The organism is Mucilaginibacter lacusdianchii (assembly GCF_009770985.1).
Classification (GTDB): Bacteria; Bacteroidota; Bacteroidia; order Sphingobacteriales; family Sphingobacteriaceae; genus Mucilaginibacter; species Mucilaginibacter lacusdianchii.
Genome location: NZ_WSRW01000001.1, coordinates 1,192,938 through 1,214,324, shown reverse-complemented (window position 1 = coordinate 1,214,324; position 21,387 = coordinate 1,192,938). Strand labels below are relative to the sequence as shown.

Annotated in this window: 24 protein-coding genes and 1 tRNA gene; 11 read left to right on the top strand and 14 right to left on the bottom strand. The window is 40.4% G+C overall.

Going from position 1 to position 21,387, the window contains the following annotated elements; all coding sequences use genetic code 11:
- Window positions 1–936 carry a hypothetical protein gene (locus GPM24_RS05475; protein WP_158825713.1) on the top strand — a complete coding sequence of 312 codons (936 nt, stop codon included), beginning with the start codon at window positions 1–3 and terminating at the stop codon, window positions 934–936.
- Window positions 937–1,174: 238 nt separating this feature from the next.
- Entirely contained in the window at window positions 1,175–2,902 is a 1,728-nt protein-coding gene (locus tag GPM24_RS05470; RefSeq protein ID WP_158825712.1) for an alkaline phosphatase D family protein, read from the top strand.
- Window positions 2,903–2,995: 93 nt separating this feature from the next.
- Here GPM24_RS05470 and GPM24_RS05465 read toward each other — a convergent pair whose 3' ends face one another.
- Genes GPM24_RS05465 through GPM24_RS05445 form a run of 5 tightly spaced genes read right to left on the bottom strand, consistent with a single transcriptional unit; the run spans window position 2,996 to window position 8,166 of the window.
- A complete protein-coding gene (locus GPM24_RS05465; RefSeq protein WP_158825711.1) occupies window positions 2,996–3,376 on the bottom strand; it encodes a hypothetical protein in 381 nt (126 codons plus the stop codon).
- 50 nt (window positions 3,377–3,426) lie between these two features.
- Entirely contained in the window at window positions 3,427–3,936 is a 510-nt protein-coding gene (locus tag GPM24_RS05460) for a glutathione peroxidase (RefSeq protein ID WP_158825710.1), read from the bottom strand.
- A 48-nt stretch (window positions 3,937–3,984) separates the two neighbouring features.
- Window positions 3,985–4,410, bottom strand: coding sequence for an rRNA maturation RNase YbeY (gene ybeY / locus GPM24_RS05455; RefSeq protein WP_158825709.1), 426 nt, complete (start codon window positions 4,408–4,410; stop codon window positions 3,985–3,987).
- Entirely contained in the window at window positions 4,410–4,832 is a 423-nt protein-coding gene (locus tag GPM24_RS05450) for an ATP-binding protein (protein ID WP_158825708.1), read from the bottom strand. Before GPM24_RS05450 ends, ybeY begins: the two co-directional genes overlap by 1 nt.
- Before the next feature lies 1 nt (window position 4,833).
- Complete coding sequence (locus GPM24_RS05445) at window positions 4,834–8,166, bottom strand: DUF4175 family protein (protein WP_158825707.1); 3,333 nt, start codon at window positions 8,164–8,166, stop codon at window positions 4,834–4,836.
- A gap of 275 nt (window positions 8,167–8,441) precedes the next feature.
- On the opposite strand from GPM24_RS05445, the gene GPM24_RS05440 reads away from it, so the two are divergent.
- From GPM24_RS05440 to GPM24_RS05430, 3 genes are all read left to right on the top strand, one after another.
- Window positions 8,442–8,515 (top strand) — tRNA-Pro (locus GPM24_RS05440).
- A gap of 299 nt (window positions 8,516–8,814) precedes the next feature.
- Entirely contained in the window at window positions 8,815–10,053 is a 1,239-nt protein-coding gene (locus GPM24_RS05435) for a site-specific integrase (protein ID WP_158825706.1), read from the top strand.
- Between the two features lie 108 nt (window positions 10,054–10,161).
- Complete coding sequence (locus tag GPM24_RS05430) at window positions 10,162–10,686, top strand: ORF6N domain-containing protein (RefSeq protein ID WP_158825705.1); 525 nt, start codon at window positions 10,162–10,164, stop codon at window positions 10,684–10,686.
- 442 nt (window positions 10,687–11,128) lie between these two features.
- On the opposite strand, the gene GPM24_RS05425 is transcribed toward GPM24_RS05430, so the two are convergent.
- The 3 genes from GPM24_RS05425 to GPM24_RS05415 are packed head-to-tail and all read right to left on the bottom strand — an operon-like array spanning window position 11,129 to window position 13,547.
- Entirely contained in the window at window positions 11,129–12,832 is a 1,704-nt protein-coding gene (locus GPM24_RS05425; protein ID WP_158825704.1) for a S41 family peptidase, read from the bottom strand.
- A gap of 12 nt (window positions 12,833–12,844) precedes the next feature.
- On the bottom strand, window positions 12,845–13,045 hold the full coding sequence (locus GPM24_RS05420) for a helix-turn-helix domain-containing protein (protein WP_158825703.1): 201 nt from the start codon (window positions 13,043–13,045) through the stop codon (window positions 12,845–12,847).
- Between the two features lies 1 nt (window position 13,046).
- Window positions 13,047–13,547 carry a hypothetical protein gene (locus tag GPM24_RS05415; RefSeq protein WP_158825702.1) on the bottom strand — a complete coding sequence of 167 codons (501 nt, stop codon included), beginning with the start codon at window positions 13,545–13,547 and terminating at the stop codon, window positions 13,047–13,049.
- Window positions 13,548–13,753: 206 nt separating this feature from the next.
- Here GPM24_RS05415 and GPM24_RS05410 point away from each other — a divergent pair, with 206 nt between their 5' ends.
- From GPM24_RS05410 to GPM24_RS05385, 6 genes are all read left to right on the top strand, one after another.
- Entirely contained in the window at window positions 13,754–14,518 is a 765-nt protein-coding gene (locus GPM24_RS05410; RefSeq protein ID WP_158825701.1) for a hypothetical protein, read from the top strand.
- A 186-nt stretch (window positions 14,519–14,704) separates the two neighbouring features.
- Window positions 14,705–14,974, top strand: a complete 270-nt coding sequence (locus GPM24_RS05405) for a helix-turn-helix domain-containing protein (protein ID WP_158825700.1) — start codon at window positions 14,705–14,707, stop codon at window positions 14,972–14,974.
- Window positions 14,975–15,149: 175 nt separating this feature from the next.
- Window positions 15,150–15,584 carry a MobC family plasmid mobilization relaxosome protein gene (locus GPM24_RS05400; RefSeq protein ID WP_158825699.1) on the top strand — a complete coding sequence of 145 codons (435 nt, stop codon included), beginning with the start codon at window positions 15,150–15,152 and terminating at the stop codon, window positions 15,582–15,584.
- Window positions 15,565–16,551, top strand: a complete 987-nt coding sequence (locus GPM24_RS05395; RefSeq protein ID WP_158825698.1) for a relaxase/mobilization nuclease domain-containing protein — start codon at window positions 15,565–15,567, stop codon at window positions 16,549–16,551. The genes GPM24_RS05400 and GPM24_RS05395 overlap by 20 nt, the downstream gene beginning before the upstream one ends.
- Window positions 16,551–17,183, top strand: coding sequence for a hypothetical protein (locus tag GPM24_RS05390; RefSeq protein ID WP_158825697.1), 633 nt, complete (start codon window positions 16,551–16,553; stop codon window positions 17,181–17,183). Before GPM24_RS05395 ends, GPM24_RS05390 begins: the two co-directional genes overlap by 1 nt.
- Window positions 17,184–17,354: 171 nt before the next feature.
- Window positions 17,355–17,726 carry a hypothetical protein gene (locus GPM24_RS05385; RefSeq protein WP_158825696.1) on the top strand — a complete coding sequence of 124 codons (372 nt, stop codon included), beginning with the start codon at window positions 17,355–17,357 and terminating at the stop codon, window positions 17,724–17,726.
- 299 nt (window positions 17,727–18,025) lie between these two features.
- Here GPM24_RS05385 and dcd read toward each other — a convergent pair whose 3' ends face one another.
- The 6 genes from dcd to GPM24_RS05355 all read right to left on the bottom strand — a co-directional run bounded on the left by dcd (window position 18,026) and on the right by GPM24_RS05355 (window position 21,339).
- Entirely contained in the window at window positions 18,026–18,646 is a 621-nt protein-coding gene (gene dcd / locus GPM24_RS05380) for a dCTP deaminase (RefSeq protein ID WP_158825695.1), read from the bottom strand.
- A 1-nt stretch (window position 18,647) separates the two neighbouring features.
- Entirely contained in the window at window positions 18,648–19,769 is a 1,122-nt protein-coding gene (locus tag GPM24_RS05375) for a hypothetical protein (protein ID WP_158825694.1), read from the bottom strand.
- A gap of 14 nt (window positions 19,770–19,783) precedes the next feature.
- Window positions 19,784–20,086 (bottom strand): hypothetical protein, encoded by a 303-nt coding sequence (locus GPM24_RS05370; RefSeq protein WP_158825693.1) that lies wholly within the window; start codon window positions 20,084–20,086, stop codon window positions 19,784–19,786.
- Between the two features lie 222 nt (window positions 20,087–20,308).
- Window positions 20,309–20,458 carry a hypothetical protein gene (locus GPM24_RS05365; RefSeq protein ID WP_158825692.1) on the bottom strand — a complete coding sequence of 50 codons (150 nt, stop codon included), beginning with the start codon at window positions 20,456–20,458 and terminating at the stop codon, window positions 20,309–20,311.
- A gap of 216 nt (window positions 20,459–20,674) precedes the next feature.
- Window positions 20,675–20,884, bottom strand: a complete 210-nt coding sequence (locus GPM24_RS05360) for a hypothetical protein (protein ID WP_158825691.1) — start codon at window positions 20,882–20,884, stop codon at window positions 20,675–20,677.
- A gap of 50 nt (window positions 20,885–20,934) precedes the next feature.
- Window positions 20,935–21,339, bottom strand: a complete 405-nt coding sequence (locus tag GPM24_RS05355; RefSeq protein ID WP_158825690.1) for a helix-turn-helix domain-containing protein — start codon at window positions 21,337–21,339, stop codon at window positions 20,935–20,937.
- Between the last annotated feature and the right edge of the window lie 48 nt (window positions 21,340–21,387).

Genomic DNA, 21,387 nt, shown 5'->3' with positions numbered 1-21,387 from the left:
ATGAAACGGTTTCTGATAAAATTCTTGTTGTTTGTAATAGTAGCCGTAATTGGCTACACTGCTGTTTTATTATGGTCAGGCGACCATCTTTCGCCACGGTGGAAAAAGAACTTATTTTATAATATGCCCAGTCAGGGTTACATGTATACCCGTTTAAAAGATGCGGATACTACTAAAAATCTGGATATTTTAATACTGGGCAGTTCGCGTGCTTTTATGGGATATGATGTACGTGTTTTTAATCAAAGTCAATACAAAGCATTCAACTTAGGTTCGCCGGCACAGTCGTTTATACAAACAGAGCTGTTGGCTAAACGCTATATCAATCGTTTTAAACCCAAAGTGGTGTTGTTTGATGTACACCCCGATTTGTTTAATAATCCAGGTGTCGAATCGGCTATAGACTTGGCATCTAATGCGCCTTTTGGAACCGATTTACTGCAAATGGCGATAAAAGTGAATAACATCAGGGTGTACAATACGCTATTGTACTCTATGTACCGGCAGCTTTTTTTTAAAAATAACTCTTATACAGAGCCAATGGTAAAAAGTTACGGTGATTACATAAAAGGCGGATCAGTTCAGCCTGCTCCGCAAGATCCATACAAAGCCCCAGCGGTAATTAAGCCATATGCTATGGAAGTGGATGATATGCAGTTAAAAGCATTTGAGCAAACCATCGCTTACCTGAATGAAAATCATGTTAAATATATTTTGCTGCAGGGACCTGTTGAAAAAACCGAATATTTAACCAGGAAGAATAATCATCAGATTGATTCGCTCATTAGCAGTTACGGAACTTATTATAACGCAAATAAGCTGCTCAATTTGCCCGATAGTCTTTATCAAAAAGATGGAAAGCATTTAAACCAAAAGGGAATTGAGGTATATGATAAATTCATTATCAAATATTTGAAAGACAAAACGGAGCTTTGACCGATATAACACACTGATTAAAAAGACGCTTGGTTTACCAAGCGTCTTTTTTTACCTCCTATTCAATAGTTATACCTCAAAAAGCTAGCTTTCGTAAATACTTTATTGAACAAACTTCACAATAAATTAACTATAAGGCAATTATCTTCTCGTTAGGTAATTTGATTTAACATTTACAATAACTTTATATATCGGAAACTTTAGCCAGTTAGCTTAGTACTCAATATAAAGCCTAAACATGAGTAAAGAAAATGTACTTCAAAAATTAAGTCGCCGCCATTTTTTACGTAATTCAGTAATTGCTGGTGCGGGAGCGGTGTTGTTACCATCAGCTATTACCAGTTGTAAGAAGGATAAAAATGAAACTTACGAAGGTCAGGGGTTTAATGAGGGTGTAGCAAGCTTTGATCCATCGCAAGATCGTGTTATTTTGTGGACGCGTTATACCCCAGCCAAGCAAGAATCCGGCAAGCCTACCATCATACTGGATGTAGCGCGTGATAAGGACTTTAAAAATGTAGTAGCCAGCCAATCGGTTGAGGTAGACAGCAATAGCGATAATACCGTGCATGTAGATGTAAGCAAGCTTACATCTAACTCAAAGTACTATTACCGTTTCCGGAACGAGAAAACGCAGGCTATGTCTGTTATTGGCGAAACTAAAACGCTGCCAGCGGCCGGAGAAGCAGCCGAAGTGAAGATGGCTGTGGTATCATGCGCCAATTTTCAGGCAGGGTTATTTAACGTATACGGCGCCGTGGCCGAATCGGATGCCGATGTTGTAGTGCACTTGGGTGATTATATTTATGAATACCAGGCTGGCGGATACGGTACCAATTCTAACACAACTGCACTACACCGCGAACATCAGCCGCCTGGCGAAATTATTAAGTTAGAGGACTATCGCCAGCGTTACAGACAGTATCGTAGCGACGAACAGCTGCAAAAAGCCCATCAACTTAAACCATTTATTTGCGTGTGGGATGATCATGAGGTGGCTAATGATGCCTATAAAGATGGTGCCGAAAACCATCAGCCTAATGAAGGTGACTATAATATCCGTAAACTAAGCGCTATACAAGTATGGCACGAGTACTTGCCGGCCCGCGTAACCGATAACGCCAAAATTTACCGCAATTTTGAGATAGCTGGCTTTGTGAACCTGATTATGCTGGACACGCGTATTGTTGGGCGCGATAAACAGCTAAGTTATGCCAGTTATTTAACAGAATCTGGTTTGAATACTACACGTTTTCTGGCCGATTGGCAAAATCCGCAGCGCACCATAATGGGGCAGGAGCAACGTACATGGCTCGCCGGTAAACTGGGTAGCAATACAGCGAAATGGCAGGTGCTGGGCAACCAGGTATTAATGGGAAAAATGTATATGCCTGCCGAGTTGTTATTGCTTGTAGCACAAATTGCTAATGGTACTACCGATGCTGCTTTGCTGGCACAATTTAACGTGTTGGTTACACAACTGGTAACTATTAAAACCCGCCTGCTGCAAAACGACCCTACACTTACTCCTGCCGAAAAAGCCCGTGTACAAACTGTGCTACCTTATAACCTGGATGCATGGGATGGTTACCCCGCCGAGCGGGAAATGGTTTATGCAGCAGCTGTTGGTAAAAAGTTAATTTCATTGGCTGGTGATACCCACAATGCCTGGTACTCCGACCTGTCGACCGTTAACGGCCAAAAAGCGGGTGTAGAATTTGCCACTGCATCAGTAACCTCACCGGGCTTTGAAGCCATATTTGGCAGCAACCCACAAACCGTGGCTGGTTTTGAACATGCCATTACGCTACTGATAGATGATTTGCAATATCTGGATGCCTCGCGCAAAGGATACGTTATGGCTAGTTTCACTGCCACTGAAGCGAAGTCAGAATGGCGTTATGTAGGTACTATTGCTAGTAAGAATACGGCTACAGTAACGGGGAAAACAGTTATGGTATCTTAAATACAAAATATAATAAAATAACAAAACAAGGTGCTTTGACTAAGCACCTTGTTTTGTTTAGTTGCATTAAGGCAGGATTTTTAAAATTTGCTTTTAGCGTAGCTCTAGGACAATGATTTTAGTATCAAAATCTAAACTTATCCAATCAAATGACCTCTCGTCAGGTAAGCAATCTATTAAACTTAGATTTTGATTATGTCTCTCTACTGCAGTAGGCCCTAATTTGATGGTCATCTCATAAACATCCTGTCCGCTAAGACCAATCCAAGCTTTTGTTGTAATAGTCTGCGTTGAATGTACGTTTTGTTGAGTAAGCTGTTTGCTATCATAAGGCATCGCAATACCATCGCACCACAGCCTATTAACTGCTTTATGAGAACTGTTTGCAAACGTTCTTGTAAGATGATATTCAAGATAAGAGCAAAAGTTTTCGTCAAAGGATTGTATAGCGTTTTGGGTTAGTTCAGATGACATAATTCATGAGTTAACAAAAAAGGCGCTTAAAAAGCGCCTTTCAAATATCTTTATAACTGACTGGTTATCTCTGGAGATAATGGTTTTACATTGGAACGGTAGCGGTGAACCAGCTTGCCGTTTTCGTCAATCAGGAACTTTTCAAAGTTCCATTTGATGTCGCCGGTAAAATCAGGGTTTTCGGCGGTAGTCAGGTATTTAAACAGCGGTGCTATATCATCACCTTTTACGCTTACTTTTTCGCTCAGCGGAAAATTTACGCCATAGTTTTTCTGGCAAAATTGCTGTATCTCGGTATTGGTGCCGGGTTCCTGACCGTTAAAATTGTTGGCCGGAAAGCCTACTACTACTAGTTTGTCTTTATACTGGTCGGCCAGTTTTTGCAGTTCGGCGTACTGAGGGGTATAGCCGCATTTAGAGGCGGTATTTACAATCAGTACCTTTTTACCTTTGTACTTAGACAATTTAAAATCTTTTCCTTCAATAGATTTCAATTTGAAATCGTAAATAGAGCTGGGTGCTGCGAATAGCAGCGTGAGCATTAAGGCTAATATTTTCATATGTTTAATCCGTTTAGTTAAAGCTAAGATACTGCAATTGCCTGACTATCAAAAAGTCTTTTGTGTCAGATAAAAGTCCTCTTTCTCGGTCATCAGTTTCTTGTCGGCAGGCTTTTTGTCGAGGTAGCCTAATAAATGCAAAACACCGTGTATAATTACGCGGTGCAATTCGGTTTCGGGGCTTACGTTAAACTTAACAGCGTTTTCTTGCGTTCGCTCTACCGAAATGAAAATATCACCGGTAATGCGCTTTTCCTTTTCAGAATTATCAAAGGTTACGATATCGGTAAACGTATCATGATTAAGATACTGCTGGTTTATTTGCAGCAAATAGGCGTCTGAACATAAAATATAGTTCAATTCATCCAGCAGGTATCCTTCGGCCTTAATAGTATCTTTTATCCAGCTTTTCAGTTTAAGTTTGTCTTTAAGCCGGTAATTAATATCCTCTGTAAAAAAATTGATTAACCCCATTAATATTTAAAATGGAGTTCAACTTCATTGCCTTTAGCGTTAAAAATACACTGATCGGCCAGGTGTTTAACAATAAACACACCGCGTCCGGTAAGCTTTTCCAAATTCTCTTCCGCTGTTGGATCGGGCAGTTGATTGTAATCAAAACCCTCGCCCTCATCAGTAATCGTCCAAATAGCACGTTTTGCATCTACCTCGGCGTTTACGATAACCAATTTGCTTTCATCATTTTTATTGCCGTGTACAATGGCGTTAATTACCACTTCATTAAGGCAGGTCATCATGTTGGCAAAGGTATCTTCGCTTATGTGATATTTATTGGCTATATCTTCTATCAGGTTTTCGAGCAATACAATGCTCTCCTGCTTTGAGGGCAGTTGCAGTGTAAATAACTCTCCTGTTTGAATATTGTCCGGTTGCATTTTATCTTGCATTGAGTTGGTCAAAATAACGTTTTATTTTCTGTTTATAGTAAAAATTCAGCGCTGGCGGTACCGTTTGTATTTGTTCGGTTTGCTTAACCTTTTGCTGCTGATAGTTTTGTAATGCCTTTATATAACCCGGTGGCAAATTTTTACCGGCCTGGCTTTGGCGCTGTTTGTCTTCCTCTCTTTCCCGTTCTGCCTTCTCTGCTTCCAGCAACCGCATTTGTATTTGCTGCTGCCTTTTTATCGATTCATCGGTAATGCGCTTGTTTACGAGATCGTTTTCGGTTTGTTCCATTTCTTTGGATATTTTATCCAAATTACCCAGCTTGCCTGTGCCATCTTCATTATTGTCTTGATTTAGCTTTTGCAACTGCTGCCGTATTGTTTGTTGCTGCCTGGCCATGCGGGCAAGTTGTTCGCTCACATTGTTGCCTTGTTGGCCTTGCCCTTTGGCACTTTGGCCCTGGTTGCCCTGTTGCTGCAATTGCTGCCTCATTTTTTGCATATTCTGATTCAGCTGCTGTTGCATCTGACTCAGTTGCTGTAATGATTGCTGCTGTTTTCCGCTCTTGCCCTTCCCACTGCTCATGGCATCTTGTAAATGTTCTAAAGCTTCGTTCAATAGCAGTGCCAAATTATTCATCGAGGTCATGGCATACTGTTGATTTCGGTTGGCTTCGGCCGTACGGCGGTCGCCCAGGCTTTCTAGCGCCTTGTCAATATTGTCGTTTATGCCCTTTACTTCCTTGTTTACGGTAGATTGTATTTGCGGAATACGTCTGCTCAAAGAATATAACGTATCTTCTGCCGTTTTAAGATTATCTTTTATATCTTTTTGTTTTTGCGCCATGCTGATGTAGCTCGGATCATTCGGGTTCATGCCGCGCAAATTTTGCATAACCTTTTCTTGCTCAAACGAGCTATTGACCAGTACTTTTAGCAATTCTCGTAATTGCTGAGCATCTACCTGGGTTTCGCTCTCTTCACCTTCCTGGCTATCTTTTTGCATTTTGGCAGCCATTTTTTGCATTTGCTGAGCGGCCCGCTGCTGTGCTTGTGATGCCTTGTTGCGATTGTTTTTTTGCAGTTCATTACTGCTATTGTTCATCTCCTGTTCGGCAGCTTTTTGTTCCTGCTCCGGCTTTTCAAAGTTGGTTTTGCGTTCCAACTGTTCGTTGCTTTTTTGTAAATCGTTTAAGTTTTTCTTAACGTCTTCGAAATCTTGCTTTAGCTTGTCCTGTTGTTGCTGCAATTGTTGCTGGTTGGCGCCGGGTTGCTGGGTTTGTTCAGAAAGTTTTTGCTGTTCATCGGCCAATTTGTTCAACTGGTTGATATTTTGATTGAGTTTTTGTTCAAAATCCAGTTTTTTATACAGTTCCAACATACGGTCAAGCTCCTTTTTTAAAGACTTGTTATCGTTCTGCATTTTGGACAGCTCGCTGCGGGTACCTTCTTTTTGTTCGTTTTGCAACAAATCCTGTAGGCGTTTTAATAAGTCCTGCGTTTTTTCGTCCATTATGTTCTTAAACAGGTCTTCCATTTCTTTCTGCTTTTGCTGCAGTTCTTGGCTTTGCTGCTGGTTTTCCTGGCGGTTGTATAAGTTCTTTTTATTTTCTTCTTGTATTTCTTTTACCAGGTTGTTCAGTTCCGCCCGCTTTTTCAATAAATCTTCAACCTGCTTTTTTTCATCAAAGCTTAGCTGATTTTTATTGAGCAATAACTGATTTAGCTTTTGTGCCTCGCGCTCTAACTGACCGGCCAATTTTATGGCCGACTGCATTTTTTGCTTAACTACCTGGGTGCCAGCGTTTAATTGCTCGTTCACCTGCTTTTCAGTAGGCACCTGCAAAGTGCGCTCAGAAGACCGTACTTTTTTAGGCCCCGAAACGCCGTCATTATCAGCAACCTCAAAATAATAGCTTACCTGGTCGCCGGGAGCAACATTCAAATCTTTAAGGTTCCAGAAATAAAAGAATGCTGATTGCGTTTGCCCCAAATTTGCATTAACGTGCCTTACGAATGCTTTACTACGATTGCCCGAACCTACAGTATAGTGAAATGTTAACGACGAAAATCCATGATCATCATGAATATCACCCGTAAAATACAATGCCTTACTGCTTACCGAATCCTGCTTTTCTTGTACGTTAATGGCCGGCATTTCATCGGCTATTACATTAATGCGGTAATTGGCCGCATCGCCGGTTCCGGCAGCAGGTGTTAATGGCTGCAGGTTGTAAGTAGTGTTTTGGTTAATGCGTTCTGTATGTTTAAATAAATCTTCCTCGGCCGGGGCCAACTGCTTTTGTACGTTGTTAATAGCAAAGTTAACATTGCTGGCATGTTGTGTATGCAGCTGCCAGGTTACGCTGGTGCCGGCCGGCAGCGTTAAATCGCCAGCGTTGTTGAGTTGTTCGCTTTTTTTGTGCAAATAGGCCGGGTAATTTAGCGTTACATCAAAATGAAGCAGTGCCGGTTTAACGTTTACCTGTATATGATATGGCTCCGAGTAATAGCCATTAGCTGTGATCCGAAACTCGGTATTTTGCTGCAAATTACTAAACAGGTAATGAAAGCGGGTTAGGTTATCCTTGTCCAGCTTAAAAGTATTGCTGCCCGTTTCCAGATATACATCTGCTGGCAGTTGGTTACCTTCCAGTTTGATGTCCAGCTTTAAGTCCTGTCCTTGAATGGCCGACAAGTGGTTGTTGACAACCACAAACTTAAACGGTGCAGCCGGCGCATAATACTGGTTATGATGGATGAGCCGTTTAGTGCTATCTACCAAAATAGATGGCGCAGCCAAAGCTACTACAGCAATGATAGCCGCTGGTGGAATTACCCACTTCAAATAGCGCCTGTTTTCTTGCAAGTTAATAGCCGACGGAAAGCTGACCGGGTGCAATTCGCTTATTTTTTGGTTAATACTGGCTTCAATTAAATGGCGGTGCTGGTCATGGCTATCGGCCAGTTTTTTGAGTTGCAAAGTGTTGAGCAATTTGTCTTTCACATCACCAAAATGCTGACCTATAATTTCAGCAGCTTCATCGTGCGTAAGTGTTTTACTTAGCTTAAAATAAGCCAGAAAAGACGGAATGACCAGCCAACTGAGCAAACACAGGTTTAATAAGATGAAAGTATAAAACAGAATTGTGCGCAGACGAATACCGAAATTGCCATAATGTTCGGAAAATACCAGCATAATGTAGGCAGACAACAAGCCGGCTCCTAAAAAAATGAGTCCGCGCAGCAAGTTGTTCAAATAATACCTGCGAATAAAGGTATTCACCTTATCAATCAGCAAAGCGTAATTATCTGATGATGCCATATCCAAACACTAATGTAGCTAATTATAAAGTGAAACGAAAAATACAGAAGCTAATTGTATAATAAACACCAAGTATAATTAATTACAACTATTACGAATGTGTTGTTATTTAATGGTTTGTGTTTAATAGAGTGAAAAAAAATGATACTTTAATTGTGGGAGATGAACAAAAGCCTTAAAAAGGTAGTAAGGCTTCTAAATAATTTTTTTTAACTTTTCAGTAACATCTTTATATTTGTTCCTGCTCTTGCCAGAGCAGTTACTTTGATTATCTTCGGGATGTAGCGTAGCCCGGTATCGCGCCAGCATGGGGTGCTGGAGGTCGTAGGTTCAAATCCTGCCATCCCGACATTTTAGTGGTCAAAAGCCATCAAAAAGCCTTTAAATCAATGATTTAAGGGCTTTTTTATTTTATTCCAGCCCAATTCATTTAAGTTATATCAAACCAAAGGTGCCCTATTGGGTGCCCCAAATACAATATTTATATTAGGGGCACAAATAGGGTATTAAAGTGCTGATAGTCAATTTGATACTTCATTTATTTTGACGGGTTTTAGTGCCTTTTGAAGGGGTTGGATTACCTTGATTTCAATAGGGCACTTTTTGCCCGGTCAATTTAAAGCTATTTGAAAACTAGAATTGACAGATATGAAAACGCAAAGCAACACCTTCGGAGTAATTTTTTATTTAAGGAAATACAAAGCTACTACAGATGGTAAAGTACCAATTTATGTACGGATCACGGTAAACGGCCACCGTACCGACTTGTCAGTTAAAAGGTCTATTGATCCGGCTAACTGGAATGCAAGTAGGGGTATGGCCAAGGGGAGCAAGCAGGAAGTGACGAACCTCAATAATTATTTAGAGCAATACCGGTCTGGAATAGTGGAAAGCTACCAGGAGCTTTTTCTTCAACAGAAGCTAATTACAGCTACACTGGTAAAGAATAGGTTTACAGGCCAGGACAAGATAGAATATACGCTATGTAAGCTCATAGAATTCCATAACGCAGATCAATCAAAGGTACTTGAAGTAGGAACGATGAAAAATTATTATACGACTCAAAAATATATTAAGGAGTTTTTAAATATACATTTCAAAACCACTGACAAATATCTTTCGGAGCTTAATTATCAGTTTATCATAGAATTTGAGCATTACCTTCGCAACAGACAACCCGAGGTTAGGCAAAGAGAACTTGGAAATAATGGTGTGATGAAGCACCTGGAGCGGCTGTGCAAAATGGTAAACTTAGCCGTAAAGTTGGATTGGTTACCTAAAAATCCATTCCAGGCTTATCAGCTCAAATTTCAGAAAACAGAAAGGCCATGTCTCACTCCTAAGGAACTGAAGCGGATCGAGAAGAAGGAGTTTAATATAGCACGATTATCAATTGTTAAGGATCTGTTTATTTTCAGCTGTTACACCGGTCTGGCTTATATTGATGTATGCCAGTTAACGCCGGATAACGTGGTGGAGAAAGAAAACGGTTTGTTTTGGCTCGTCACCCGCCGGCAGAAGACAGACACATCTGTTAAAATCCCTTTGTTACCTCAGGCGTTAGCAATTATTGAAAGATATGAGGGCGACCCGCAAGTGCTTGCCGAGGGTAAACTCCTGCCTACTTTAAGTCATCAGAAGCTTAATTCTTATTTGAAAGAAATTGCAGACGTCTGTAACATAAAGCAGGTGCTTACTTTTCATGTCGCACGGCATACGTTCGCTACAACCATAACCTTATCCAATGGCGTTCCTATTGAATCAGTAAGCAAGCTATTAGGTCACACTAAAATAAGCACTACTCAAATTTATGCGAGAGTGGTAGAAACCAAACTGAGCAAGGATATGAAACGGCTCAAAAAGCGCTTAGAAGTTCAGCCAGAATAAGAAAGAAAATATTCGGAGCCGTTAGATAACAATTTGAATTTTCAAGGAGGTCTCTGATGGGCAATATGATAATAGACAGTCAACACTTTACATCTTAATCTAACTATAATGGAAAATACCTTGATTCCTGATGAAACACTGATGAGCAAAATATATCTCATCAGAGATCAAAAAGTAATGCTTGACAGTGACCTTGCCGAACTTTATGGTGTTGAAACGCGCCGGTTAAATGAACAGGTAGCAAGAAACGCAGACAGGTTCCCTGATGACTTCATGTTCAGATTAAACGAAGCTGAGTTTGGTAGTTTGATGTCGCAATTTGCGACATCAAAACGCGGCGGCAGACGAAAGCTTCCTTATGTGTTTACTGAACATGGCGTGCTTATGCTTTCAAGTGTATTAAACAGTAAGCAAGCGATAATGGTAAACATTCAGGTTATGCGAATATTTACCCGTATCCGTAAAATGTTTCTGGACAATTTAGAATTACGTACAGAGATAGATACAATCAAAAAGAAACTTGACAACCAAGATAAAAATATGGAGATCGTCTTCAGATACCTTGATGAGTTAATCGAAAAAAATGATCATTCGCAAGAGCGGAAAAGGATAGGATATAAGCCCGATTTTTAACGTCAGTAATCATATTAATAGTATTCATTATAAAACTGACATTTCCCAATTGAAGTAGCCTATTTATTACAACCAGGTAAGTACTATAAAGATTACCGTATTTAATACAAGCTTACAGAACCATATCAAAACAAAGTATATAAGGCATTAGAGGCATCTTATATCTTAAACTTGAAAAGCCTTTGATGTTAAATCGAAAATTAATAGAAGATTAGAAGTTTAAGTAATGGCTGATCAAAATAAACCCTCACAACCTGCTAACAAACGTAGTACGACTACTAAAACAACGCAGTTGTCAGGAATGAATAACGTGCAGGTGATTGTTTGGCACCGCAACTGGAGAAGGAGAATTCGCAGTATTTATCCACATATAAAAATCAATAGTAGGTATATATGTCTTAATACGAAGGGTTGTTTGATTTAACAAATAGCCCTTTTTGTATTAGTTTGCAAGCCAAGTCATTGCTTTTTCTAATAATTCATCGCGGCCTTCGCTTAAGCCTTTTAGAGTAGGTTTTACTTCCATGTCGGGTACAATGCCTATACGTTGGGTGCCGCTACCGTCGGGGTAATAAACGCCTATGCCCGAAAAATACGTGTACAGGCCGCCGGGAAGGTTAATCCGCGAAATATTTCCGTCGGCACCGGCGGTTTGGCTGCCCATAATAACTACCCGCTTACAGGCCCGCAGCGCCATGGCCACAAATTCGGCATTGCTTTGCGATTGTTCATTGACCAATACCACTACTTTGCCCTGATAAGGTTTTTTATTGATGGCGCCGAAGGTTTGTTCCTTTTCGTTAATAAACAAGCTGGGGTGGCTGGTATCGGTGTATTTAAATTTGGCAAAGGTTACGGGGCGCTCGTTGAGGTACTTGCGTAAAAGGTGATTTACCGATACCGCCGGATAATTGCGCAGATCTACAACCATTCCTTTAGTTGCTTTAAAACTATCAAACATTTCTTTAACAAAATTGCTATGGGTCATATCAAACCTTACATACCCCACTTGCGGGTTGAGCAGGCGATAGGGAAGTTGTTTTTCTGCCCTTGCGGCCGCCTGCAATACCATTTGCCCAAACTCCTGGTTGTTTAAACTTGGCACATGCAGGTCGATCAGCTTTCCTTTACGAACAATCTGCAAATGGATGGTATCTTGTTTACTGCGGAGCAGGTTCAAGCCAACATTGCGGTAAGCTGTAATTTGATTTGACGCACAGGCATACGGCATTAGTTTTTCGGCACGTTCGGTTACGCTTTGGCCGTCAATTTTTAAAATAACGTCGCCCAGCTGCAACTGCGGATAATTAATGCTGTCACGCAGGCCCGCTACAACGTATTGGTCTTCTACACGGAGAATAATAACCGGCAACTGCCTGGGGCCGCCCATAAAGTTCAGCATTTCCTGGTCGCTGTAATTACTGTATAAATTGGCGTGGGTATCGTGTATACGGTCAATCATCCGCCAGGCGGCAAGTTTATAAGCCAGCGGGGTTTGGGCGTTTATAAATTCAGGAATCATTGCCTTAAGGGCGTTATCCCAATCCTCGCCAATCAGGTCTTTATAAGGAAAGTAATACGCTACCATGTTCCAGAAACGGAACAAGCATAGCAGGCGGTAATTTACATCTATATCTTTTAGCGTGCGGTAAGCGTTTTCGGTACCAAAATCGGGGTTTTGAAAAAAGCTGATCATACGCACATACTTGTTTTTCCCGGTGTTGCGGTTCATAATTACCTGGCGTAGCAGGGAGCTGGTTTCTTTAGTAAACGAGGTGTTGGTTATCCAGCGGTTACGGGCAAGCAAGCTATCGGTAATGGTCGGCTGGCAAGAACGGCAGGGTACTGTGGGGCCTAAAGAAGTGATCCAACGGGAAAGGTCTTCGTTAAATGCCTGGTTACTGCAATTAACCAGGGCTAACTTTTTAAACAGTTCAGCATCCCAGTCATCTTGTCCTGTGGCAACCGCGGGGTGGAAATATTTAAGCAGGCCCCATACCCGGCCAAGCAGGTAGGTATTTTCCAGGCTTTGCTGGTTAAACGGTATAGCCGCCGCCGCCATATGGGCTGGAGCGTTGGGTTGCGCTTTGCACAAAGCAGTGGCTAAAAGGCACAAAAATGCCATGGTCAGTTTAAGGTTTTTCATAAAGAATTCGGTTTATTCTATATCAATGATATCGCCGGGCTTACAGTCTAGTGCCTTGCAAATAGCCTCCAGGGTGTCAAAACGTACGCCCTTGGCTTTGCCTGTTTTTAAGATCGAAAGGTTAACAATAGTAAGGTCAACTTTTTGTGCCAGTTCCGTTAACGACATTTTGCGCCGGGCCAGCATCACATCCAGGTTGATGATGATTGGCATATTATATAAATGCTTCGTTTTCTGCTTTTACCTCATGGGCCATTTTTAACAGTTCGGCAAACAAGAAAATGCTGAGCGCCAGTACCCACAACACCGGCGATTCTGTTAAAATGATGGAACAAAAGCGTTTAAAAAGGTAAAGCATATTAATTTTTACAGGGCTTTTAGATACCAGTACCCAAACGCAATCATAACCTATTCTGTAAAAAGTTTGGATCAGAACCAATATTATGGCCCAGTACCCCACAGATTTCATTTTAGCGTAATTGGCCTCTTGCCATTGGTTGCTCACGGTATATGATCTTACCATTTTGCGCATGTAAAAACTCATGTTCAGCAAAATAAGGGCACTGACAAGGTTTAGAAAAGATAGCCAAAAAATAAAAGGGTTTAAGCGATAGGTGAGTGCGCTATTCACTAATGTATAGGTAGATTTTAGTGCTGATAAGCCGATAAGTATCCAGATACAGGTGATGATGCGGTTAGCGCCGGTTGTTTTCATATTTGCCAGGTTAAAGCAAATATAAAACGTATTTATAATAAAGCAACTAAAATTTAAAATAAAACGATAAAAATTTGAAGTTTACTTCTCTTGAGCTGCAATATTTTTTTATTTAAATGTACGCGCATTTTTAACGTCTAATAGCTCTGAATAAGCACTTAGTCGTTACTATAAATTCGATTAAATTTACATTGTATCTATCAGTAATGAGAAAGCATTATTTCAAACATCGAAAAGTCTTTGACTTTAATAATCAAACTAATGATGTAGGCTTCCCATTGCCATGGAAGAAAGGTAATGAAGATAATCATTTTCTTTATCGCCTGTACAAGAAAAGTCAGGATGAATATCAGTCTTTCTATCAGCATCACTTGGAATTCTTTCTGAATAAGTATCCTGATGCCGTTGAACAGGAATTCTTTGTTCACGTCAAGCAAATCATCACCGATGCGATCACCGCGCTGGTCAGCAAAAACCGCTACACCTCGAAGCATGCACAGGAACGCAATAACCGTTTGCAGTTGCAAGAATTCTTGGATTACCTAAATACCATAGATCAGTGGTTTATACAATCCACTGAACAGGAAACCATAAAGCGTCAGTTAGAAGAAATCAGCAAACTCCTATCAGAGAACAAAAAGCTCAAAGAAGAAAACAAGAAACTTCGGGAACTGGAAACCAAAGATTACATCGACATTAGGGAGGGAAGGCAAAGAACACTTTATCATCTTTTGCTACAGATACGCGATTTGAAACTAGAGGATGGTAAGGAACTCGTTAACGCGACTACACTGAATATCTGGAGCAAAATGATTTCCAAGTATTTTAGAATTGAAGGTAAGGAGATAAGCTTTGAGAGCATCAAGCGTTATTTCCCGCCGGATAACAGTGCTGACTTAACCAAGTACAAGGAAATTCCCAAAAAGGACCAGCTTTTCACCATCTCTCCCGGTAAGAAAAGGGGCTTATAAGCCTCAAATTCACAGCAGCCATATACTTTTGGGCTGTTTGCAATAGTTTGCAGTCTAATGCTTAAATAGCTCATTTACATTGCTTTTGATACTCATATTTTAACCTCAAAATTTTCGGAGGTCACCGCAGCGCCCTATTTTTTTGCTTCTTCGCAGCATGTCTCAAAAACAAGGAGGATATGAATTATGCAAGCGAATGAATTAATTACCAAAGACGATTTAAAAGTATTTAAAACAGAAATGCTGACGGAGATCCGGCAGCTCATGAAGCCTGGAGCAATAGGCCAAAATAAGCCGTGGCTTAAAAGTTATGAAGTCAGAAAGCTGCTCAATATTTCGCCGGGCACGTTGCAAAACTTGCGGGTGAACGGCACACTTCATTACACCAAGATCGGCGGCCTGCTTTACTACAAACATGAAGACATCATGAAGCTGTTGGAAGATAATGCCAGGTAAAATTGGGCCTGCACTATATCTCTATATCAGCATGCACCACGGCGACCTGTCTGTCCGTGAGTAAGAAGCAAGTTTGTGTATTTGTTCTACAAATACTTCCCTAAGCCCGTATCGGGCAAAGGGGCAAACTTGCCTTTTGCTCCCGGTGGTCGCTAAAGGAGAAACACCTTGGGTGATGATCTACAACCTCATTAATCAATTTATTTTTATGGAATCTACAACACCAAGTAACCCTAATAAGCCGGCCAGTAACCGTCCTAAACATCGGGGCGGGGCACCGCGCAAGGCGGTAAAGATGGAAAAGTCAATCCGCGTCAGGCTGAGTGCTACGCAATATTTTCTGATCGAGAGTAAAGCAAAATCAGCTGGTATGAAAATCAGCGACTGGTTTAGGGCCGCCGCCGTTAGTGCTAAAGTCATAGCACGCCTGAGCCCGGAAGAAAGGCTTCGAATGAGAGAGCTATCCGGCATGGCCAACAACCTGAACCAATTTACCAAGGTAGCCAACGGTGGTGGCCTGCTTAGTATGGCGCGTGATGGCGTGGCGCTAATGGCGAAGATCAGTCAATTTCTCGATACGTTCTTTACCCATGATGGCCAAAATACCTAAGCCTGGTAAAAGCTTCGGCGGCTGCGTACAGTATAACGTCTTGAAGCAGGATGCAGTGATCCTGGATGCTGTAGGCATACGCACAGACCAGGTCTTGCATATCACCCAAGACTTCAACATAGGGCGCAAAATGAATCCGGCGTTGGGCCAAGCCGTAGGACACATCGCCTTAAGCTGGAGCCCAAATGACCTGCCGAAGCTTACGGACGAATTGATGCTATCTGTAGCTTATGAGTATTTCAAGAAAATGAAGATACAGGATACCCAGTTGCTGATCGTCCGGCATCATGACAAGGAGCATCCGCATCTGCATATCATTTATAACCGGGTGGATAACCAGGGCAAGACCATACCTGATAACCTTCAGCGTCGAAGGAGCGCAAAAGTTTGTAAAGAGCTCACCTTAATACATGGTTTCTTTATGGCGGAGGGCAAGCAAAGCGTGAAGCGTCAGCAGCTGAAGGGTGCTGACAGGGTTAAGTATGCACTTTTCGATACAATCAAAGCAGAAAGCCAAAGGGTCAAAAGCCTGGATGAACTGAAAGCCCGTCTGGCTGCTAAAGGCATTAATATGCTGTTCAAGTATAAAAGCGGCACTACCCAAGTACAAGGGATAAGTTTTTCGAAAGATGGCTATCAGTTTAAAGGTTCAGAGATCGACCGCAGCTTAAGCTATGGCAATCTGACGAAAACCATCGAGCGGCAGGTACAGGAGAAGCAGGAAGCTGACGAACGGACCAAGAACATGGTGGCAGAGCTAAAGCAAATCATCAAAGACTTCGACGATAAACAGCCTGCTGAACCAGCAAGAGGGCAAGCACCGGCGCAGCAACCGGCATCAATAGATTATCATCCGGAATATCCCGAGTACGGACTGGACATTAGTATAGCGGATGATATAGATGATGAAGCTATAAACGGGCGTAACCGGCGGCGCACTAAACAAGCACGGACCAACACGCGCTAATGAAGAAGAATCAACAGACTAAAATGAAATTTACCATGGGCAACCAGGAACAAAAAAGCATAACAGAGGAAATACAGGATAACCTGATCAAAAAAGTTAATGAGCTGGAAAAGCGGGAAATCAAGTTTCCGGATTACTCACCGCAGTTTGCGGAGCTTAAAGCTATTATTAGTGAAAAAGCCAATCAATACCCGGCTGAACAAATTCAAAGGCAGCTGGAGGAATTACAATCTAAAATCAATGTCATTCCGAAGGTGATACCAGTCAGGCATTACCTGGATCTGAAGAGCAAAGGGCTATTGAGCGGGGTAGCTATATTGCTATTGGGTTCCGCTGTTGCGGTTGGTATAGCTGTTACCATGCTGATTCAAAACCAAAAGCTTAAAGTGAGCGCTGACAAGTTTTTCATGGTCAGACAGAGTCATGCTGATGTAGCGCTATGGGCAGATACTACTTATCGGACTGATCCAAAGAAAGCAATGGCCGAAGCGGATAGTTTGGAAGCGGCAGCAGCGGACTTGGCGGCTGCACAGCGGGAGGCTAAGGAGAAGCAGCAAGCTAGTGAATTGGCAAGACAAAGGGTTAAAGAATTACAACAATCTAAAGTAAAAAATAAGCATAGTAAACACTAATAGGGAGGAAACTTTATAAAGTGCTGTGGTTGTCATTGCATTAAATAAATCGAGCTGCAACAAAATCTTTGTGGTTGCTGACCATAGTGCCGTAAAGATGAATGATAAATAAATTTATATATTAGTACTACTTGGCCTTGTACTTCTGCTCAAGTAGTACTAATTTAAGTTATGCAAATTACTATACAAGATTATGTTGTCTTTAAACAAGGCGAAGCAGATGTCAGGCAAATACAATATAATTATACAGTAAGCGAGGAAAATGGAGAACAATGGGGGGGATATGCAAATATTATTGTTAGTGGCTCCCTGTTTGCCGATTGGGTAAGTCATTTTAAGACTAGATATAATGAAGAAGGATTTGACGACGAGTTTGCCAAATTTGGTCTTAAGGTCATCGAAAAAGAAATATGGCAATACGTCTTAAATCGCAAAGAGCCGATAATTCCTATCAAGTTTACATATTACACGCAAAATGCACCAAAAGTAGATTTTGTTCATCATCAAATATTGAAAGTTGATGGGTATGTAATTGAAGAATAAACAGGAATATCTTCTTTAGTTTATGTCATTACACGACTTAAAAGATAACAAGCTTATCTTTTAAGAAGGAACTTCAGATTTGCTTTTTTAAGAACGGATTACAGTTTATTCTTTAAAAAATAAATCGATAAGGGGCTTTGAATTGTTAATCTTTTCGAACACCTGTATTTTCAAAAGCTACTGCTAGCAATTGAATAATTTAATATGCCCTACTTAGCAGAATACGCAAGCGCAATGTTTTAGATTCTTGCTTTTTCATGAATAACGCGTTGTGAATCTGGGGAACTAAAGGAAAAAATCTATCTATTATTTTTCTTTTTCCAAAGTTTAGCAAGCACGCTAATATCCTCATCATTCAATGCTGCTGATGGCTCTGGTCTAACACTACAAATATATTTTCTCTTATTGTCAAAGTAGTTTGAAGATTCATTTGAAATCAAGAAAACACCTTGAAAGATTCTGGCGCCTACAGTTAAATTTATTGGATTATTGTTATTGTTTGTAAGTTCAATCGATAAGCACCCACAGTACCCAGGCTGGACAGTAGTTGACACAGTCAAACCTAACCTTGAGTATGAACTTCGCATATAAAGTGTTAAAAGGTAATCATTAGGAAGTTTTACGTACTCTAAGCTACTTGCCAATACCGTTTGATTTGGATAAAGAATAAATGTTTCCCCAAGTTGTCTCCTAGTTTCTTGGAAAAACATTTTGATGTCACGATGTCCTTCTCCAAATTCATCATTTAAAGACGTATTTATAAATGCCTCTCTGCCTTGTGTTGAGACTAAGAAATTACAACCTAATCTAAAATCTACTCCTATATTAGTTACTTGAGATGAATCAAGTAAAGGACGAATCACTAATTCTCCCTTATCAATCAAGCCTTGAATAGTATTTCCTGAAATAAAACCGCTCATTTTATATTGTCGACTTCCAGTCTAAACATATGAAATAATTTCCAATTGACTTTTCAATTAGATTGTTTAAGATTTTATATACCCTATCACTTGATAATCCAGATTTGACCTTCGATTTGTTCACAAAGTCATCTGTTCCATTAAGCCATATATTCCAAGCATACTGGAATATTCCATGTACATCTTCTGCCGAATTTGCCTCAACCGGAATGAAATTGTAAAAATCTTCAGAAGTAAGGTTTGTAAATCGTGTTTTTAACTCTCTATTGGAAATTTGTAAAGTATATTCTTTGATTTTATCTACAATAGGGTTGGATGTATTTGAAATGAAGTCATCTACCGCTTGGATTCTGTTTGTAGTTGAGGGATGTGTATATGAGACACTTGAGGAGTTTTTTGTGAGATATTTTAAGTATAGATTGGACGTCGTCCCAATGTACTGTGATGCAAAAATATCGCAAAAATATTCAGCAATATGACTTTCAAGAACAGACTGATACTGAACGTTTTGTGGTATCGGCAAATATTTGTTGTATTTATCCCATTCACTTTGCGATTGACCTAATAAAAAGAGAGCAATTTTTTGTGAAATGCCATAGCGAAGGTCAACGAAGTGCCCAAGTTCATGGTACAATACAACTGAGGAAAAGTAATCTCTTGATAGAATCAGTGGTAGATTGATTTGCACTAGCTTCTTTTCAAATACTACCCCATAATTAGCCTCGATGGATTTATATAACAAATCTTCAAAAGCCAAGGAAGGGTCGTAACTATATGCATGTACATTATTGTTAAGACTTGTAACTATGATATAATCATTACCATCCACCCAATCATTCATAGCCATATTTAGGCAACTTACAACCTCAAATGGAATAGAATTTAAAGTACTATCTTTCAAGAATTCTAAACTTCTGAAAATGAAGTTTAAATGCTCTTGCTTTTCGAATATCACCGTTTGATCAAGATTATCAACGATAGAGCTTTTTATTTTACTAAAAACATCAAATAATTTATTCTGATACTGTTTTTTCGCAACATCAGAATAATTATTGTTTTTTGATTTGTCTAGAAATATCTCTCCTTGGGATAAATGAAGGTTAAGTTGCGGATTATAACTCATCAAAAATAATAAACTTATGCAAATACAGTTTGCCTGCTACTGTTTATTACACTATTTAGTGCTTCTAAATAGGTATCTAAATTGGTTTCTGTAACCTCTTTTAGAATGTCAGAAGCTGTATTTAAAAGAATTACTTTAACGTTAAGCCCTACTCGGTCTAATTGATAAATTTCTTTCTCTCCTTTTGCAAGTTGCGCTACATCTAAGATGATAGGAGCAACTAAATCTCTATATTTTGCTTCTCCTTTAATCGCATGATCTAAAAAAGAAAGGAAAAAATCTACCTCAACATCCTGTATGTTATGAGATCTAAGCATGTAATATTGATTAAGGATATTTATAAATTTAACGAAAGAAATTGGATAATGTTCAATTATAAGAAAAATTTATATTAAAAAAGATTTCTTAAAAATTTTATAATTGCTTGTGGAAGATACTGTAAGTATTTAAGATTCAATAATATAAATGTTATTTGAATAGCAATGAACTACATTTTCTTTGGAAGAATTTGAAGCGCGCAAAGATAGAGAATCTTTTATTCAAAACAATGTTGCTATCAAATATACGCAATATTTGATAGGACAAGCTTCGGCAGGCGGCTCCATTGCACCACGCGCTATGCGGCGGGTTCCATTGCGCCGCCAGCCTCGCTGCCCATGCAGGAATGAAACGCGCTGCGCTTGTAACATACCTGCCTTTAGCTGCAAAAAAGCCAAGCAGTGCACTGCTACCACAAAGGTAACACCGCAGCAAAGCCATCAAGGGTATAGCAAGTAGGCAGCAGTTATTTGATTTTCAGCGGTAGCCTGCCCTTGACACCTTCGCCGCTCTGGGTTCTTGGCTGTTTAAGCAGTGCAAAGCCCGCACTGTGCGCAAAGGATGGTAGGGTAAGTACCTACAATGGTTTAATCCACAAAATAGCGGTTGAAGAGCTGGGTAATATCCCTGATAAGTTCTGTAGGCAAATCATGATTCCCTTTCCAAATTAGCTTGCCGGTGATGTCAGGACTGTTGTGTACTTGGATAACGTCGAACAGGTCACCGATATCTTCAATGCCATGCAGGTCAAAATAGGAATCGTACTTTTCGTTTAGCGGTGGAATCTCCCTGACCATGGCTTGCAAACGGCCACTATAGGTTTTATCGGCCAGCGTGATGAATGGAGCTAGATCTTTTTTTTTAGCATTTCCACTTTCTCCCGCTCACTATCTAGTAAGCGTTCGTAAAGCTTCTTATTTTCTTCGATGATTTCTAAAAGCTTGTCCAAGGGATTGAATGTACAATTAAAGTTATTCGAACCAACGGCACCCTGATTAACGCTGCTGTCATTGAAAGTATTAAAATAGTTAGTCACAGCTTCTTCGCTAAAATTACGGATGGCATCGCCGGTAACGCCTAAAGCTTTGGCAATCTTTTCCAGCACTTCATCTTCTACTTTAGAGCTCTTTTCAATGTTAGACACGGTTTGCTGGCTTACACCCAGTTCAATGGCCAGGGCTTCCTGCTTGATGCCTTTCATTTCGCGGATGCGTCCGATCTTTCTGCCGATGTGTAAGGTAGTGTCTTCCATTGCTCAAAAGTATGAATTTACGTAAAAGTACGAAACAAGCGCCGTTTT

Coding starts and splice junctions, on each gene's coding strand:
- GPM24_RS05475 (WP_158825713.1), top strand. CDS start 1: ATGAAACGGTTTCTGATAAAATTCTTGTTGTTTGTAATAGTAGCCGTA.
- GPM24_RS05470 (WP_158825712.1), top strand. CDS start 1,175: ATGAGTAAAGAAAATGTACTTCAAAAATTAAGTCGCCGCCATTTTTTA.
- GPM24_RS05465 (WP_158825711.1), bottom strand. CDS start 3,376: ATGTCATCTGAACTAACCCAAAACGCTATACAATCCTTTGACGAAAAC.
- GPM24_RS05460 (WP_158825710.1), bottom strand. CDS start 3,936: ATGAAAATATTAGCCTTAATGCTCACGCTGCTATTCGCAGCACCCAGC.
- ybeY (WP_158825709.1), bottom strand. CDS start 4,410: ATGGGGTTAATCAATTTTTTTACAGAGGATATTAATTACCGGCTTAAA.
- GPM24_RS05450 (WP_158825708.1), bottom strand. CDS start 4,832: ATGCAACCGGACAATATTCAAACAGGAGAGTTATTTACACTGCAACTG.
- GPM24_RS05445 (WP_158825707.1), bottom strand. CDS start 8,166: ATGGCATCATCAGATAATTACGCTTTGCTGATTGATAAGGTGAATACC.
- GPM24_RS05435 (WP_158825706.1), top strand. CDS start 8,815: ATGAAAACGCAAAGCAACACCTTCGGAGTAATTTTTTATTTAAGGAAA.
- GPM24_RS05430 (WP_158825705.1), top strand. CDS start 10,162: ATGGAAAATACCTTGATTCCTGATGAAACACTGATGAGCAAAATATAT.
- GPM24_RS05425 (WP_158825704.1), bottom strand. CDS start 12,832: ATGAAAAACCTTAAACTGACCATGGCATTTTTGTGCCTTTTAGCCACT.
- GPM24_RS05420 (WP_158825703.1), bottom strand. CDS start 13,045: ATGCCAATCATCATCAACCTGGATGTGATGCTGGCCCGGCGCAAAATG.
- GPM24_RS05415 (WP_158825702.1), bottom strand. CDS start 13,547: ATGAAAACAACCGGCGCTAACCGCATCATCACCTGTATCTGGATACTT.
- GPM24_RS05410 (WP_158825701.1), top strand. CDS start 13,754: ATGAGAAAGCATTATTTCAAACATCGAAAAGTCTTTGACTTTAATAAT.
- GPM24_RS05405 (WP_158825700.1), top strand. CDS start 14,705: ATGCAAGCGAATGAATTAATTACCAAAGACGATTTAAAAGTATTTAAA.
- GPM24_RS05400 (WP_158825699.1), top strand. CDS start 15,150: ATGATCTACAACCTCATTAATCAATTTATTTTTATGGAATCTACAACA.
- GPM24_RS05395 (WP_158825698.1), top strand. CDS start 15,565: ATGATGGCCAAAATACCTAAGCCTGGTAAAAGCTTCGGCGGCTGCGTA.
- GPM24_RS05390 (WP_158825697.1), top strand. CDS start 16,551: ATGAAGAAGAATCAACAGACTAAAATGAAATTTACCATGGGCAACCAG.
- GPM24_RS05385 (WP_158825696.1), top strand. CDS start 17,355: ATGCAAATTACTATACAAGATTATGTTGTCTTTAAACAAGGCGAAGCA.
- dcd (WP_158825695.1), bottom strand. CDS start 18,646: ATGAGCGGTTTTATTTCAGGAAATACTATTCAAGGCTTGATTGATAAG.
- GPM24_RS05375 (WP_158825694.1), bottom strand. CDS start 19,769: ATGAGTTATAATCCGCAACTTAACCTTCATTTATCCCAAGGAGAGATA.
- GPM24_RS05370 (WP_158825693.1), bottom strand. CDS start 20,086: ATGCTTAGATCTCATAACATACAGGATGTTGAGGTAGATTTTTTCCTT.
- GPM24_RS05365 (WP_158825692.1), bottom strand. CDS start 20,458: ATGTTACAAGCGCAGCGCGTTTCATTCCTGCATGGGCAGCGAGGCTGG.
- GPM24_RS05360 (WP_158825691.1), bottom strand. CDS start 20,884: ATGGTCAGGGAGATTCCACCGCTAAACGAAAAGTACGATTCCTATTTT.
- GPM24_RS05355 (WP_158825690.1), bottom strand. CDS start 21,339: ATGGAAGACACTACCTTACACATCGGCAGAAAGATCGGACGCATCCGC.